Source organism: Aestuariivirga sp., from assembly GCF_044239095.1.
GTDB lineage: Bacteria > Pseudomonadota > Alphaproteobacteria > Rhizobiales > Aestuariivirgaceae > Aestuariivirga.
The window spans coordinates 1-15,084 of the sequence record NZ_JBIICB010000085.1; the positions used below are offsets into that span (position 1 = coordinate 1).

Below are 15,084 nucleotides of genomic sequence, written 5' to 3' on the forward strand. Positions count from 1 at the left end.
CCCGCATGAACGAGTTGCATGGCTACACCCACCATCCCGAGCGTGCGGCCCGCCTGATCCGCATCACGGCAGAGGGCGTCTGGCTCGACATGATCACGCTCGAAGACCCCTATCCGGTGGCGGAAGCGATCGAAACGGTGATGGCCGGATTGAAGGCCCTTTATCCCGCGCACTTCTGAAGACGCCGCGCCCGCGCGCGTTCCGACCAGGTGGGATCATCTGGCCGATAGGAACTCGCGCAAGATTAAGAGTGGCGGTCAGCCAATTGAGATCAACTCCCAATTCTCACCGTCATGCCAGCAAGAGCTGGCATCCCGCTTTCCCTGGGGTGACGGCACGGTTGGAGCACGCGGTTATAGCGGAATCGCTTGCGGCGCGAGAAATACATAAGAGTTAATTACTTACACAAATTCTTGCCCATAATCGCGCATGCACTTGAGGGCTGGTGGCGCTAGTCGACCAGCCTCTGCAGCAGCTGGTTGGTGAAGGTCAGGCGCTCCGCGAGCAAGGACACGATGACGTTGTGCAGGGCATTGGCAAGCTGCGGATCACGCGCCTCCATCTCCCTGAGCTTCTGGGCGCTCAAGACATAGGCCTTCGTCTCGAGGTCGGCGACAGCGGAGGCGTTGCGCGGCTGATTCAGGTACATGCCGATCTCACCGATCATGGTGCCCACCGTCATGGACCGCAGGCGGATCGAGCGGCCATCGGGAAGACCGAGGCTGACGGTCACGCGGCCCGACTCGATGAACATCATCTCATCGGGCGGCCCGCCCTGCCTCAGCAGGTACTCGCCCGGCTGGAAGCTGCGCGGCGCGAGATAGGCCATGAAGCTGGCGAGCGGCGCGCCTTCGGGCAACACCCTTTCGATCCGGTCCCAGATCGAGATATCCGGCGGGAAACCGGCGGCAGCGGCGGCAGCAAGGATCGTCTCCTCGCAATGCTCGAGCGCACGGTCGAGATCGGCGAAGTACAAGATCCCGCCTTCAGGGGCGAGCCCCGCCTGCCTGAACTGCGCCTCGATCGATGCGTTCATGCGGGTGAAGATGACCCGGCAGTCATTGCGCTCGCACAAAGTGCGGATCTTCGAGAAGGCCAGCATGGCGGACGAGTCGTTTGCCGGGACATCGCGAAAGTCCAGCAGCAGGTAGCGCAACGGACGCGGGCCGGGATTTACGAACATCTGCTGGACATGCGTCAGCACCGAATAGGCCGTGCCGAAGAAGATGAAGCCCTCGAGCTTGATCACGCGGATGGAGTGCCCCTGCTCCTTCAGCACTGCGAGCGCCGCCGGGCTTCTGTCCACGTTGCTGCGGTAGTCAGCGCCGCTCAGTTCCTGCCGGATCACGCGCACCCGGCTGTAGCTGAGCACGAAGATGGCCATCGCGACGGCCACGCCGACGGCCACCCCGGCAAGAATGCCCACGCTGCCGATCACCGCAACGATAAGCGCCACGATCAGGTAGTCCTGGCGCGATAGCTTGCGCCAGCCGTCATAGAGCCACTCGATCAGCAGGCCAGCGCCCATCGACAACAGGAGGCCGCCAAGCATCGCCTTGGGCATGTAGCCGAGGAGTGAGCTGCCCGCGAGCAGGGCGATCAGGCACAGAATGGCGGCGGTGAGTCCGATGATGCGGCTGTTGGCCCCCATGCGAAAGCCGAGCAATGAGGCGGACAGCGCGTGGAAGCCGACAGCACCCCCCAGCAGGCCCGACGCCATATTGGCAAGACCCGTGCCGCGCAGTTCGTGATTGATGTCGAAGTCGCTGCGCGTCGCGAGTTCGAGGCCGCTGGCATTAAGCAGGAGCGCCACGACTGACACCAGCACGATGGCCGCGAAAGTCGGCGCCTGTTTCAGGAGATGGAGCCATGCATCTGCCGGAAGCCTCGTCCACGCCGGCATTCCGAGGCCGGTGTTCTCCGGAAACGGGCCCAGCAGCTGGCCGGCGGACTGGGCCTCGGCAATGTGCACCCCGGCCGCCAGAAGCACCAGGTGATAGACGGCCACCGCGCCCAGCAGCAGGCCCGGCACAAGCAGCGGATGTCTGTAACGCCGCAGGAGAAGCACCAGCAGAACGCCGAAGGCCAACCCCGGCACCCAGAGCGCCGCGCGCAGCGGCTCGAGCAGCATTCCGAAATGGAAATTCTGGAAGGTGGAACCTGTGAGCACGGCCGCCGCGCCCATGACGATCAGCAGCCCTGAGCCAGCCAGAAAGCCGCCGATCACGGGATAGGGAATGAAGCGGATGAGCGCACCCAGCCGAAAGGCACCGAGCCCGTAGAACACCGCGCCCGCTACCACGGCCGCAACGTTCAGGCTCGCAATGATGAGCAGGATGAGGAGTTCCGCCGGCACGCTGCCGCGCATCGAGGCCGCAAGCGAGGTCGCCATTACGCCGATGATGACGGCGGGTCCGTCCTGCACCTGCGCGACGACGCCCGGATAGGTGCTGAGCAGCGCCACCAGCGCGCCCAGCACTGCGCCGCCGATCAGGATGGCATCGAGCGCGGGCGCGATCCCGCCGGGAAGCGACACCGGCATCACCAGCATGACCATGGTCGCGGAGCCCAGAATCGTGCGGATACCGGCGATCAGGCCGGCGGAAACGGCGCTTACCAAATGCTGGGCTGGATCGGCCTTGGCCACTCGCTGCATGGAGCCCCGCCGCGTCTATTGCATCGCCTGCCGGGCGGCTGGTTGCGTGTCATGGAGAAACATCGGCGGCTCCGCTCGTCGTTCAGGCCACCCTTGAGGCCAGATCTGTCGATACCAGTAAACCGCACGCCCGCATACCGGATCGGCTCGGGAGCCCGGAGCCACGGTGCCGTTTCGCTGTCAACCAGCCGGAACGCCCGGCCACCAATAACGTCTGCAATCCGAACTCCTGATTGCGCGGCCGCTCAGGCGGCGCGGACCGGCAGCCCGAGTACCTTCCGCATGTGGGCGAGGATCAGATCGCGCCCGCGTGCGCCGGTTTCTGCTGTGGCGCGCGCCGCGCTTTCCACATACCAGCGCTCAGGGGAAAAGGCCGTCATGTCCACGGCCTCCGGGCACATGGCCATCATGAGTGATGTCTCGCCCTCGCCTGCATGATCGAACGGGTACTGACCGATCGTCTCCGCCGTCATCAGCGGATGGATCTTGATCCAGTTGAACGGGTCATCGCCGCCCGCCTGCGCAGCATAGTAGCCCGCCATCTTGCCGTCGCCCCACCAGCCTTCTCCGCGCGTTGTCTCGAGGAATGAGAACAAGGCCTGCCGGGCGCCGAACTTGAAGGCGAGGTCCGTCGGCATGCCCACCGCGAAATTCTCCGACTGGTGGTGGATGAAGGCATGAATGTTCCGGAACCCGACCCGCAGCAGGCCGGTGAAGACCTCACGCGCGAAGGGGTGGAGCACGCTCGAATCCACATGCACGCTGCCCGTCCCCCCGGGAGGTTCGACCGCATAGCTCGCCGCACCATAATAGAAGGGCGGCAGGATCACGATCTCCGCCTCCTTCTCCAGGATGTCGAGGGCTGAGGTCACCGCCAGCGTGTCCATGCCAACCGCCATGTGCTCGCCGTGGTACTCGAGCACGCCCAGCGGCAGCACCAGGGGCGTGTTGGCGGCAATAGCGGCGCGAATCTGGTGGGGGAGCATCATTTCATAGCGCATGGCGGAAGGCTCTCGACTGGTGGGTAAAGCTGCCCTAGTCTCCGCCGCCGCGAAGCGGGACGCAAGATCCCGGATCAGAAGGGGAAGCGGAGTGGCCTCGGTAGACATCATTGACGTGCGCAAGAGCTACGGAGACCAGGAGGTCATCCACGGCCTTTCCATCGCCATCGCGGATGGGGAGTTCGTGGCGCTGGTGGGCCCTTCGGGCTGCGGCAAGTCCACATTGCTGCGCATGATCGCGGGGCTGGAGGACATCAGCGCCGGCGACATCCGCATTGGCGAGCGGGTGGTGAACACCCTCCCCCCGAAGGACCGGGACATCGCCATGGTGTTCCAGACCTACGCCCTCTACCCGCACAAGACGGTGGCCGAGAACATGGGCTTCGCCCTGAGGCTGCGCAAGACGCCGCGCGCGGAGATTGAAGAGCGCGTCAAGAAGGCAGCCGAGATCCTCGATCTCGTGCCCTATCTCAAGCGCTATCCGCGCCAGTTGTCGGGCGGCCAGCGCCAGCGCGTGGCCATGGGCCGCGCCATCGTGCGCGCACCGAAAGTCTTCCTCTTCGATGAGCCTCTCTCCAACCTCGACGCCAAGCTGCGTGTGCAGATGCGCGCCGAAATCAAGGAGCTGCACCAGCGGCTGAAGACGACGACGGTCTACGTCACCCATGACCAGGTCGAGGCCATGACCATGGCGGACCGCATCGTGGTGCTGCATGACGGCATCGTGGAACAGGTGGGTACACCCCTCGAGCTCTATGACCGGCCGAACAACCTCTTCGTCGCGGGCTTCATCGGCTCGCCGTCGATGAACATGTTCAAGGGCACGATCCGCGGCGGGGCAGCCCCCCATTTCGAAACGGCGGGTGGCGTGAGGCTGCCGCTTGCCGCGGTTCCACAAGGCGCTGACGGGCGCGCGGGCGTTTATGGCATCCGGCCCGAGCATCTGACGCTGGGTGGCGCAATCGAGTCCCAGGTCACGGTCATCGAGCCCACGGGAGCGGAAACCCAGGTGATCGCGCGGCTCGGCGGCCAAAAGATCACCGGCGTCTTCCGTGAGCGCGTCTCGGCAAAGCCCGGCGACAGCATCGCCATGTCGCCTGATGTGTCGCTCGTCCATGTGTTTGACGCGGAAACAGGCAAGCGCATCTCCTAAACTTACCCCACGAGGATGTTTCGCAGCCATCGCATTGTGCACTGCACATGTTGCAGCGCACGACAAGTTGGCGCCGGGGCCTGCCTTTCCCAGCTGCACTTCGTTGACTTTGTTTCCTGTTCTTGCATAGTCGGCGCCGCGTTCACCACGAGACAAGGTAACAATCGACGCAACCGGCAAACGGCTGCGCATGACATTGCACCGCGACGGCAACGGACGCTGACAGGGAGGACCCAAAGCTATGAAGATTGAACACTATAACATGATGATGAGCCGCCGCGGCATGCTGAAGAGCGCTGCAGGCGCGGCTGCACTTGCCGCCATCGGTGGCCCGGCGCTGAACATCCGCACCGCCTTTGCGGCGGACGATCTGCGCGCCGCGATTCTGAAGATCCCCGGTGTGGGTGCAGGCCAGCCGACCGATGCCGACTGGCAGAAGGTGGGCGAGATGTGCTTGGGCCCCACGAAGGAGAACGTGGCGGAAGGCGAGTTCAAGGGTGTTGAGCTCTCCTTCATGGGCCTCAACAACCAGAACGTCCACAACGTGCTGTTCCGCGGCCTGTCCAAGGCCTGGGCTGACTACACGGGCGCCACCATCAACTGGATCGACCTCGCGCAGGCCGACTACAATGCCCGCCTCCAGCAGTCGATCGCCACCGGCACGGTGGACTTCGACGTGATCGAAATGGGCGCCCCCTTCGAGGGCGACGTCTGCGGCAAGGGCCTTGCCTCGGTGATGCCGGACTGGGTCGCCAAGCAGATCGACATGGATGACTACGTGGGCTACCTCAAGGCCCCCGTCGGCACCTGGGACGGCAAGACCTATCGCGTCTCCTGCGACGGCGACTGCCACAACTTCAACTACCGCTCGGACGTGTTCGCCGATGCGGGCCTCGCCGAGGAATGGAAGAAGTCCGGCGGCGCTGGCGAATGGGGCGTGCCGAAGACCTGGCAGCAGGTCAATGCCGCCACCAAGTTCCTGAAGGGCAAGCAGCTCAACGGCCAGGATCTCTATGGCTACCTCGACCCGTGCAAGGGCTGGGGCGGCTTTGCCTTCTACTTCCTGGGCTCGCGCGCCACGGCCTATGCCAAGCACCCCGATGACCGCGCCTTCCTGTTCGATCCGGACACGATGAAGCCGCGCGTCAACAATCCGGCCTGGGTGCGCGCCATCCAGGACGTGATCGACTCGCTGCCCAGCCTGCCGGCTGACCAGCTCAACGCCGACCCCGGCACCACCGGCTTCCAGCAGTTCCTCGCTGGCACCGGATCCATGCTGTCGTGGTGGGGCGACATCGGCTCGAACGTCAAGACCAACGACACCTCGGTGGTGGGCGACGTCACGGCCTTCGACATCCTCCCCGGCTCGGACGATGTCTACAACGCCAAGTCCGGCCAGTGGGAAAAGCTCGCCTCGGGCCCGAACTACGCCCCGAACATGGCCTACATCGGCTGGGGCATCTATGTCATGGCCCGCGTCGACGCCGATGCGAAGAAGCAGAAGGCGGCCTGGTCGCTCGCTGCCCACCTCGGCGGCAAGGACATCTCGCTGTGGATGGCGGCTTATCCGTCGGGCTTCCAGCCCTACCGCCAGAGCCACTTCAACGTCGCGGAGTGGACGGCATCTGGCTATGACGAGGCGTTCATCAAGAACTTCCTCGACAGCCAGGCCAACTCCTACAACCACCCGAATGCCGCAATCGAGCCGCGCATCCCCGGCATCTTCCAGTACTACTCGGTCGCCGAGGACGAACTCTCGAAGATCTATGCCGGCCAGATGACGGCACAGGCCGGTGCGGACGCCATCGCCGCCGCCTGGGAAAAGATCACGGACCAGCTGGGCCGCGACAACCAGATCAAGCTCTACAAGGCCTCTCTCGGCATGTAAGCTACGCCTCCGGGGCCGGCGGCATCACGCTGCCGGCCCCTTTTCGTTTTTCAAGAAGGGTTGAATGAGCTCCGTTTCCTCAGCAGCAACTGGCCACGATGCCGTCGCCCCCACCGTGGCGCCGCAGCGCCAGCGCATGGGCAGCCTGCTGATCCGCGTCTCCACCCTGCTTCTCGCCCTGCTCGTCCTCGTCGAGGTGCTCCATGCGGCGGGCGTCATCTCCTTCGGTTTTCCCAACTGGCAGCCGATCCTCTTCGGCTATGTGCTGTGGAGCGCTGCGCTCTGCTGGGGCCTGATCCTGCGCGACGGTGAAATGGGCTGGCGCGCGCTCTTCGTGCTGCCGGCCATCCTCTTCACGCTGGCGCTCGTCATCTTCCCGACCTTCTTCGGCTTCTTCATCGCATTTTCGGACTGGAACCTGCAGTCCGCCACCGGACGCCAGTTCAACGGCCTCGACAATCTCCGCCAGCTCTGGGCCGATCCCTATTTCTGGAACGCGCTCGGCAACATGGTGTTCTACGTCCTGACCGTCATCGTGCAATATGCGATCGCCTTCGGCCTCGCCATGCTGCTCAATGCCGACATCAAGGCGCAGAAATTCTTCCGCGTGGCCTTCCTCCTGCCCTTCATGCTGTCGCCCGTTGCGGTCAGCTGGATGATCGGCAAATCGATGCTGGAATACCGCTTCGGGCCCGTCACCAACCTGCTGCGCTGGCTCGGCTGGGAGAACCCCTCGCTTCTCACCTCGCCCTGGCTGGCGAAGACCACGATCGCCATCATGGACGCCTGGGTGTGGATCCCCTTCATGATGATCATGATCCTCGCCGGCCTCCAGGCACTCTCGAAGGAAGTGCAGGAAGCCGCCAAGGTCGACGGCGCCACCGGCTGGCAGGGCTTCTGGCAGATCACCTTCCCCTTGATGCTGCCCGTCTCGATGACCACCATCGTCCTGCGCATCATCTTCCAGCTGAAGCTTGCCGACATCGTGATCAACACCACCTCCGGCGGCCCCGGCGGCGCCACCGACACGATCTCGAGCTTCATCTTCCGCGAATACAAAGACCGTTCCAACGTCGGCTACGGCACGATGATCGCGGAAGTCTACCTCATCATCATCATCATCTTCGTGGCACTGCTGCTATGGGCCACCAGCCGCTTCATGCAGAGGCACGCCTGATGCCGCGCACGCTGTCCCGCATCCTGATCTATACAGCGCTCATCGTCTGGACGATCATTGCGCTGTTCCCGATCTTCTGGACCTTCTCCACCACCTTCAAGGTGGCGAAGGACGTGCAGCTGGGCCACATCATCCCGTGGGTGGATTTCAAGCCGGCCTGGCTGGGGCTTCGCGCCATCGGCCTCTCACCCGACACGATCTTCACCGAGTCGACACCGCGCGCCGAATTCATCAAGCGCTTCTGGAACTCGATCCAGGCCTCGATCGGCGCCTCGCTGCTGGCGCTCATCCTCGGCTCCACCGCCGCCTATGGCCTGAGCCGCTTCCAATACAAGTGGAAGATCTGGAAGAACCGCGACATCTCCTTCTTCTTCCTGTCACAGCTCATCCTGCCGCCCGTCGTGCTCGCCATGCCCTTCCTCGTCCTCTACAAGGAGCTGGCGCTGCTCGACTCGATGGTGGGCCTCATCCTCATCTACACGCTCTCGGTGCTGCCCATCGTGATCTGGATCATGAAGGACCAGTTCGACTCGATCCCGCAGGAGCTTGAACAAGCAGCGCTCGTCGATGGCTGCTCGGCCTGGGGTGCCTTCTTCCGCATCATCCTGCCCATCGCCCTTCCGGGCATGGTGGCGGCCTTCATCCTCTCCGTCATCCTGTGCTGGAACGAGTATTTCTTCGCCGCCCTGCTCACCTCGAGCCACGCCAAGACCCTGCCGGTGATGGTGGCGAGCCAGACCGGCTCGCAAGGCATCAGCTGGTGGTCGATGGCGGCGCTGGCCTCCGCCGCCATCCTGCCCCTGATCATCATCGGCATCTTCCTCGAGCGCTACATCGTGAAGGGCCTCACCACAGGTGCTGTGAAATAACTCAGCGGTAAGGTTTCACCGCCTCGTGAATGCCGCGGAAACGGGCATAGAGGCGGTCATAAATCTCGCGCTTCGCCGGGTCGGGGCGGATCTCGGCGACAACCGGGTTCCACACGGCCATGTCGCCCGGTTTCGCATCGCCCACGGCCAGCGCCGCCAGGAAGGCATCGCCGAAGGAGGCGCCCCAGCTCTTCTCGCGCAGCTGCTGGACCACGTTGCAGCTGTCCGAGATCGCCTGAGACCACACTTTGCTGCGTGTTCCGCCACCCACCGCGAACACCTCGCGTGGCGGCTGGCCCGCCTTTTCATAAGTCTCGATGATGTGACGCGTGGCCTGTGCGATGCCTTCCAGGCAGGCCCGGAACATGTCGCCCCGCGTATGCGTGAGGTCGAGGCCAAAGACCATGCCCTTGGCTTGCGGGTCGAACAGCGGCGTCAGCGCGCCGGAGAAATAGGGCAGCACCACAAGCCCGTTGGCGCCCGGCGGCGAGGCCATCGCCTCATCGTTCAGCACGCGGATCGCGTCGGCGGGCGAAAGGTCTGAGGCCATCACGCGGCGGAACCAGTGCGTGAGCGTTCCCGCCGTCGAGACGCCCGCCATCGCCGCATGCTGCCCCTTGAACAGCCAGGGCGAATACCACAGCGATGCCTCCCGCACCTGCTCTGCCGTGATCTCGATGATGAAGATGGTCGAGCCATACATCATCATCATCTGGCCAGGTTCGGTCACGCCTACGCTCACCGCTTCCGCCGCCGCATCGATGGTGCCGGCGATCACCGGCGTTCCCCGGGCAAGCCCCGTTTCCTCCGCCGCGCGCGCCGTCACATGGCCGATGACGTCGGTCGTCCAGTAAAGATCCGCCATCCGCTCCATGGGGATCGTGCCGGGGGCGAGCTCGTCGCTCCAGCCGAGCTTGCCCGGCAGGTAATAGGGCGTCGAGTTTCCGGCCGAGTAGTGGTCGATGGCATAGGCGCCGGTGAGGCGGAAGTTGATGAAGGAGGTCGAGTTCAGGAACTTGTGCGCCTTGGCATAGATCTCCGGCCGGTTGCGCTTCAGCCACAGCATCTTGGGGCCCGCAGCCTGGGTGGACAGCGCATTGCGGCAGCGCTCGAGGATCACGTCCTCGCCGATCGCGGCATTGAGCTCCGCGATCTCCGCCGTGGCGCGTGTGTCCACGCCATAGAGAATGCCGTTCATCAGCGGGTTGCCATCGCTGTCAACGGGGAGCACGCAGGGGCCGATGGCGCTCGCGCCGATGGCGGCGATGGAGGCAGGATCGATCCGGCTCTCGGCCAGCATCTTGCGCGTCACGAAGACGAAGTCGCCCCACCAGTCGCGCTCCGCGTCATGCTCGGCCCAGCCGGGCTGCGGCACGATCATCTGGTGGGGCCGTGCGGCCTGCGCGACGATCCTGCCATCACCCGTGACGATCACGCCCTTGGTTTCATAGGTGCCGACGTCGACGCCCAGATAGTGCTTCATTCGACGTAATCATCCCTGTCGAGCGAGAAACTGGCATCGATGCGGCGCAGCGCCGCCAGCAGCAGCCGCGTCAGGCTCTCGAGATCGGCCAGATCACACACTTCAAGTGCTGAATGCGTGTAACGCGCCGGGAACCCCATATCGATCGAGGCCACCCCCTTGCCCACGAGCTGCACATAGGACGTCTCCGTCAGCGCGCCGATATGGGCACTCCGCTGCAGCGTGATCTTCTCGTGGTCCGCTGTTGACTGGAACAGCTGCACAAGGGCCGGATGCGGGATGCAGCCGTTGAGCGTGCCACGCCCGTGGAAGCTGAACATGCTCATCACCGGCCCCGCCCCAAGCTTGACATCGCCGCGATGGCCCATGTCGGGTGTATCGGTGGCCAGCGCCAGGTCGAGCTGCACGCAGATGTCGGGCTGCAGCACCTGCGCCGCCGTCACGGCGCCGCGCAGGTTGAACTCTTCCAGCACCGAGAAGACGAGATGGATGGTGGGAAGATTGCGCAGCTCCTTCGTCGCCCGCGCCAGCTCGAGCATGATGGCGCAGGCCGCGCGGTCATCGACTGACGTGCCGCCCAGCCTGCCGCCCGCGAGCTCCACCACATTGGGTTTGTAGACGATGGGCGTTCCGACATTCACGCCCGCCGCAACAGCCTCCTCCCCGCTGCGGAAGCCGCAATCGATGTAGAGCTCCTGATAGGGCACCACGCGGTATTTCTCTTCCGGCGTGGTCGCATGGTGGCTCTTGTTGGCGATAATGCCGGGCAGTGTCTTGCCCTGCCCGATGCACAGCAGCACCTCATGCGCGGCCAGCGCGCGCTCCGGCACGCCGCCCACGCGCTCCGCGCGGATCATGCCAGAGGCTTCGATCTTGCGCACGATCAGCCCCAGCTGGTCCATGTGGCCGATCAGCATCACGGAGGGCAGGTTCGGATCCCCCTCGATGGTAGCAATGAGATTGCCCAGCATGTCCGTCTTCGCGGAAAGCCCCAGGGCCTTCAGCTCCGCCTTGATATAGCGGCGCACGTTGCCCTCGAAGCCGCTGAGCCCCGGAATCATCATCAGGGCTTCGGTCCAGCGCTTGATCCTGTCCTGCATGATCAATCGCCCCGCGCCTTGCGGGCCTTGTCCATGAAGTCCTTCGCACGCGCCGGGTCAACCGCGTTCCAGGTGTCGCCGTCAACCTTCAGCGAGGAGCCGACGACGCAGCCATCGGCGATCTTCATCACATCCGCCACGGTGGCATGCTTCACCCCCGTATTGGCCAGCACGGGCACCTCCGGCACAACGCGCTTCACGGCCTCGAGGTCGGACAAGGCCGCCGCCTCGCCCGTGATGACGCCGGACACCAGGATCGCATCGGGGATCGAGGAGAACACCGCGCTCCGCGCCCGGTCGGGCAGGCTGCGCTGGTCCAGCGACCAGGCGAATTCGGCAGAAATATTGTACATCAGCGCCAGGTCCTTGCGCCCCAGCCGGTCGCGGTAGCGCATGGCGGCGCCCGCATCGGGAAGCCACATCCCCATGTCGGAGGCATGGGTACCGGTGAAGATCTCGCGGGCAAAGGACGCTCCCGTCGCAGCGCCGAGCGCCACGGTGGCCATCGGGTCCCACAGCACGTTGACGCCGAATGGCACGGTGATCTCGTGGCGCACCTGGCCGATGATGTAGGCCATGGTGGCGGTCGAGGCGGTGTCGACCTTGAACTCATAGGGCCGGTCGTTCTCGTTGCCGAACATCACGGCATCGACGCCCGCATCCTGCAGCGCCTTCAGGTCCTTGCGCACGCCAGCCAGCAGCCCGGGCAGCCCGGCCTCCGCATCATGCAGCGGCGAGCCGGGAAGCGCCCCGAAATGCACCATGGCGATCACCGGTTTCCTGGTCTTGAACAGTCTCTCGAACTTGCCGGGCATCCCGGTTTCCCCCATCTGTTTTGGTCGTGGATTTTTCCTCCCGAATTGGTAACGGAAGCTCTGCGCTCCCGCAAGCTGAGAGGCCATGACGTGTCGACATCCACCACCCGCTTCGCCTACGCGACCCGCCTCAACGGCTTCAAGGCCGATGCGGCGAAGGTCTGGCCGGGGCGCAACCGCATCACCGCGCTGGACCTCATCGCGCGGGCGGCGACCGTTCCGGGCCTTTCGGCGGTGGATTTCAACTTCCCCGACCATCTCGAGGGCACCACGCCAAAGGAGATCCGCTCCACGCTCGATGGCCTCGGCATCAGCCTCAACGGCTTCGCCATGCGCTATTACTCCGACCCTGGCTTCAAAAAGGGCGCGCTCTCCCACCCCGACAAGGCGATCCGCGCCAAGGCGCTGGACCTGACGCTGCGCGGCATCGACGCGATGGCGGAGGCCGGTGGCGACCTGATGACCCTGTGGCTCGGCCAGGACGGATTCGACTATTCCTTCCAGGCCGATTACCTAAAGTTGTGGGACGAGACAGCGGAGGCGCTTGCCATCATCGCCGCGCACAATCCGGCCATCGACGTGTCGATCGAGTACAAGCCCAACGAGCCGCGTGCCTTCAGCCTGCTACCGGACGTGGCCACCACCCTCCTCATGGTTGCGGACGTGGGCGCGAAGAATTTGGGTGTCACGCTCGACTTCGCCCATGTTCTCTATGCCGATGAAATGCCGGCCTATGCGGCGGCCCTCATCCACCGCCGCAGCCGTCTGCTCGGCGTTCACCTCAATGATGGTTATGCCAAGCGTGACGATGGCCTGATCGCGGGCAGCGTGCATGTGATCCAGACGCTCGAACTGCTCTACACGCTGGAGAAGCTGGGCTACGATAAGGCCATCTATTTCGATACATTTCCGGACGCCGTGGGCCTCGACCCCGTGTCGGAATGCTCCGCCAACATCTCCGCTGTCGAAGGCATGTGCCGCGTGCTGGATCGTCTCAGGGGCAATACGGCCCTCGACCAGGCCATCGCCGCGCAAGACGCGGTGGCGAGCCAGCGCATCCTCCACACGGCACTCTATGGTGCCGCATGATCGACGTCAGCGTTGTCGGCAGCCTGCATCTCGACATCATGGTGGCCGCCCCCCGCCTGCCACAAGTTGACGAGACGCTGATCGGCTCATCCTGGCACTACAAATGCGGCGGCAAGGGCGGCAACCAGGCGGTGGCCGCCGCCCGCGCAGGCGCGAAGACAGCCTTTGGCGGCCAGACGGGCAGCGATGACTTCGGCAAACGTCTGCGGACCAATCTCACTTCGGCCGGCGTCGACACCACCCATGTTGATATCGACCCCGGTCAAGGCAGCGGCATGAGCGTCGCCATCAGCGAGGAGGCGGGCGAATATGGCGCGGTGGTCGTTTCCGGCGCCAATCTGACGATCGATCCAAACGCCATCGAAACGCGGTGGGAACAGCTGTGGCGCACCAAGGTGATGCTGCTGCAGAACGAGATCCCGGAGGCCGTGAGCATCACCGCCGCGCTCAACGCCCGCCGGAACGGTGCGCTCGTCATTCTCAACGCAGCGCCCGTGCGTGACATGTCGCCGGTTTTCATGAACCTGATCGACGTCCTCGTGGTGAACCGGGTCGAAGCGCGGATGCTGTCAGGCACGGACGATCCTGACCGCGCCCTGGCCACCCTTCACACGCCACGCTGCGACGTGATCATCACCCGAGGTGCCGAGGGACTGTCACTGATGACACGGGACGGCGTGCGGACCGATATTCCCGCTCTCCCGGTCAAGCTCGTGTCTGCCCACGGGGCGGGCGACTGCTTCTGCGGCACGCTCGCCGCCCGGATTGCAGCGGGCGAGGATCTCGGCTTCGCATGCCGCCTCGCCTCCGCCGCTGCCGCTCGCCTGGTCTCCACGCCTCGAGCATGATCGCCAAAAGTGGAAACCACTTTTGCGACAAGATCATGCTCAAACCATTGATCCGCTCGCGCCCGCTGAGACCTCAGGGCTCGAGCGATTTTCGCAGCGAGGCTGCGCCCCATTGCAGCAGGTCGACATCCACCGCCGCGGCGAGGAAGGTGAAGCCGAGGCCCTGGTAGGTCTTGATGACCTCGGCATTGCCGCCGAAGGCTCCGGCCACCAATCCGTTGCGGCGGGCCGCGTCGGACACCTTGCGCATGGCATCGAGTGTCTGCTGGCCGAGCTTGTCGATCCCTGCCCCGCGCGACAGCGTGATCGAGAGATCGGACGGACCCACGAACAAGCCGTCCAGTCCTGGCGTTGCGGCGATCTCCTCGACATTCTGGAGGGCCTCGACGGTCTCCACCATGGAAAACACCATGGTCATCCGGTTGGCCTCCCGCAAATATTCAGACGGGGCGAGGCCAGACGCCTGAAGGGCGGTGTAGCCGCCCCAGCTCCGCGCGCCCATGGGGGGATATTTCGCAGCCCGGACCAGCGCCTCTGCCTGGGCACGGGTGTTGACCATGGGCGAGATCACGCACACCGCGCCTGCGTCAAAGGCCTGGCCGGGAATCGCCGGATCGTTCCACAGGCTGCGCACCAGCGCCGGGCGCCTGGCGGCATTGATCGCCGCGATCATCGGCGCGGCATCGGAAAAGCCGATCATGCCGTGCTGCATGTCAAGGCAGACGCCGTCGAAAGGCAGTCTCGCCACCTGGGCTGCAAGGGCCGCCGAGGGAACGGACATCCATGAAAACAGGAACGGCTCGCCAGTGGCGAGCCGTTGTCTCAGGTCAAAATGCTCAGCCGTCACTTAAGAGGCTGCCTTGATCTGCTCAACCGCCTGGGCCATCAGCTCATCCATGGTGCGGCGGATCTGGTGGTCGGACTGCTCGACATTCTTGGCGTCAAAATCAGCGCGGATCTTGCGGAACACGTCATCGTCGCCCGCTTCCTGGAAATCGGCCATGA

At 64.5% G+C, this 15,084-nt stretch carries 13 protein-coding genes; 6 read left to right on the forward strand and 7 right to left on the reverse strand.

Annotated features, from left to right (window positions below):
* Positions 1-451: 451 nt before the first annotated feature.
* Together ACILRA_RS09800 and ACILRA_RS09805 are read right to left on the reverse strand one after the other, a co-directional pair.
* Positions 452-2,656, reverse strand: a complete 2,205-nt coding sequence (locus tag ACILRA_RS09800; RefSeq protein ID WP_395661920.1) for an SLC26A/SulP transporter family protein — start codon at positions 2,654-2,656, stop codon at positions 452-454.
* Between the two features lie 245 nt (positions 2,657-2,901).
* Complete coding sequence (locus ACILRA_RS09805) at positions 2,902-3,657, reverse strand: creatininase family protein (protein ID WP_395661921.1); 756 nt, start codon at positions 3,655-3,657, stop codon at positions 2,902-2,904.
* A gap of 91 nt (positions 3,658-3,748) precedes the next feature.
* On the opposite strand from ACILRA_RS09805, the gene ACILRA_RS09810 reads away from it, so the two are divergent.
* The 4 genes from ACILRA_RS09810 to ACILRA_RS09825 all read left to right on the forward strand — a co-directional run bounded on the left by ACILRA_RS09810 (position 3,749) and on the right by ACILRA_RS09825 (position 8,744).
* A complete protein-coding gene (locus tag ACILRA_RS09810) occupies positions 3,749-4,810 on the forward strand; it encodes an ABC transporter ATP-binding protein (RefSeq protein WP_395661922.1) in 1,062 nt (353 codons plus the stop codon).
* A 241-nt stretch (positions 4,811-5,051) separates the two neighbouring features.
* Positions 5,052-6,698: an ABC transporter substrate-binding protein gene (locus tag ACILRA_RS09815; protein WP_395661923.1), complete on the forward strand. Its 1,647-nt coding sequence runs from the start codon at positions 5,052-5,054 to the stop codon at positions 6,696-6,698.
* Between the two features lie 64 nt (positions 6,699-6,762).
* Positions 6,763-7,875: a carbohydrate ABC transporter permease gene (locus ACILRA_RS09820; RefSeq protein ID WP_395661924.1), complete on the forward strand. Its 1,113-nt coding sequence runs from the start codon at positions 6,763-6,765 to the stop codon at positions 7,873-7,875.
* Positions 7,875-8,744 (forward strand): carbohydrate ABC transporter permease, encoded by an 870-nt coding sequence (locus ACILRA_RS09825; RefSeq protein WP_395661925.1) that lies wholly within the window; start codon positions 7,875-7,877, stop codon positions 8,742-8,744. The genes ACILRA_RS09820 and ACILRA_RS09825 overlap by 1 nt, the downstream gene beginning before the upstream one ends.
* A 1-nt stretch (position 8,745) precedes the next feature.
* Here the strand turns inward: ACILRA_RS09825 and ACILRA_RS09830 are convergent, their stop codons facing one another.
* The 3 genes from ACILRA_RS09830 to ACILRA_RS09840 are packed head-to-tail and all read right to left on the reverse strand — an operon-like array spanning position 8,746 to position 12,142.
* On the reverse strand, positions 8,746-10,227 hold the full coding sequence (locus ACILRA_RS09830) for an FGGY-family carbohydrate kinase (RefSeq protein WP_395661926.1): 1,482 nt from the start codon (positions 10,225-10,227) through the stop codon (positions 8,746-8,748).
* Positions 10,224-11,327, reverse strand: coding sequence for a M42 family peptidase (locus tag ACILRA_RS09835; protein WP_395661927.1), 1,104 nt, complete (start codon positions 11,325-11,327; stop codon positions 10,224-10,226). The genes ACILRA_RS09830 and ACILRA_RS09835 overlap by 4 nt, the downstream gene beginning before the upstream one ends.
* A gap of 2 nt (positions 11,328-11,329) precedes the next feature.
* Positions 11,330-12,142 (reverse strand): BtpA/SgcQ family protein, encoded by an 813-nt coding sequence (locus tag ACILRA_RS09840; protein ID WP_395661928.1) that lies wholly within the window; start codon positions 12,140-12,142, stop codon positions 11,330-11,332.
* A 90-nt stretch (positions 12,143-12,232) separates the two neighbouring features.
* On the opposite strand from ACILRA_RS09840, the gene ACILRA_RS09845 reads away from it, so the two are divergent.
* Both ACILRA_RS09845 and ACILRA_RS09850 read left to right on the forward strand, forming a co-directional pair.
* Positions 12,233-13,231, forward strand: coding sequence for a sugar phosphate isomerase/epimerase family protein (locus ACILRA_RS09845; RefSeq protein WP_395661929.1), 999 nt, complete (start codon positions 12,233-12,235; stop codon positions 13,229-13,231).
* Positions 13,228-14,079: a PfkB family carbohydrate kinase gene (locus tag ACILRA_RS09850; RefSeq protein WP_395661930.1), complete on the forward strand. Its 852-nt coding sequence runs from the start codon at positions 13,228-13,230 to the stop codon at positions 14,077-14,079. Before ACILRA_RS09845 ends, ACILRA_RS09850 begins: the two co-directional genes overlap by 4 nt.
* 73 nt (positions 14,080-14,152) lie before the next feature.
* On the opposite strand, the gene ACILRA_RS09855 is transcribed toward ACILRA_RS09850, so the two are convergent.
* Both ACILRA_RS09855 and ACILRA_RS09860 read right to left on the reverse strand, forming a co-directional pair.
* Positions 14,153-14,926, reverse strand: coding sequence for an HpcH/HpaI aldolase/citrate lyase family protein (locus ACILRA_RS09855; RefSeq protein ID WP_395661931.1), 774 nt, complete (start codon positions 14,924-14,926; stop codon positions 14,153-14,155).
* On the reverse strand, positions 14,927-15,084 hold a 158-nt coding region (locus ACILRA_RS09860), incomplete at its 5' end, for an ATPase inhibitor subunit zeta (RefSeq protein WP_395661932.1). It lies immediately after the preceding gene.

What these genes read in the sequence shown, in the direction of transcription:
- ACILRA_RS09800 (WP_395661920.1), bottom strand. Translation starts at nt 2,656, where the DNA reads ATGCAGCGAGTGGCCAAGGCCGATCCAGCCCAGCATTTGGTAAGCGCC.
- ACILRA_RS09820 (WP_395661924.1), top strand. Translation starts at nt 6,763, where the DNA reads ATGAGCTCCGTTTCCTCAGCAGCAACTGGCCACGATGCCGTCGCCCCC.
- ACILRA_RS09805 (WP_395661921.1), bottom strand. Translation starts at nt 3,657, where the DNA reads ATGCGCTATGAAATGATGCTCCCCCACCAGATTCGCGCCGCTATTGCC.
- ACILRA_RS09835 (WP_395661927.1), bottom strand. Translation starts at nt 11,327, where the DNA reads ATGCAGGACAGGATCAAGCGCTGGACCGAAGCCCTGATGATGATTCCG.
- ACILRA_RS09840 (WP_395661928.1), bottom strand. Translation starts at nt 12,142, where the DNA reads ATGCCCGGCAAGTTCGAGAGACTGTTCAAGACCAGGAAACCGGTGATC.
- ACILRA_RS09815 (WP_395661923.1), top strand. Translation starts at nt 5,052, where the DNA reads ATGAAGATTGAACACTATAACATGATGATGAGCCGCCGCGGCATGCTG.
- ACILRA_RS09825 (WP_395661925.1), top strand. Translation starts at nt 7,875, where the DNA reads ATGCCGCGCACGCTGTCCCGCATCCTGATCTATACAGCGCTCATCGTC.
- ACILRA_RS09830 (WP_395661926.1), bottom strand. Translation starts at nt 10,227, where the DNA reads ATGAAGCACTATCTGGGCGTCGACGTCGGCACCTATGAAACCAAGGGC.
- ACILRA_RS09850 (WP_395661930.1), top strand. Translation starts at nt 13,228, where the DNA reads ATGATCGACGTCAGCGTTGTCGGCAGCCTGCATCTCGACATCATGGTG.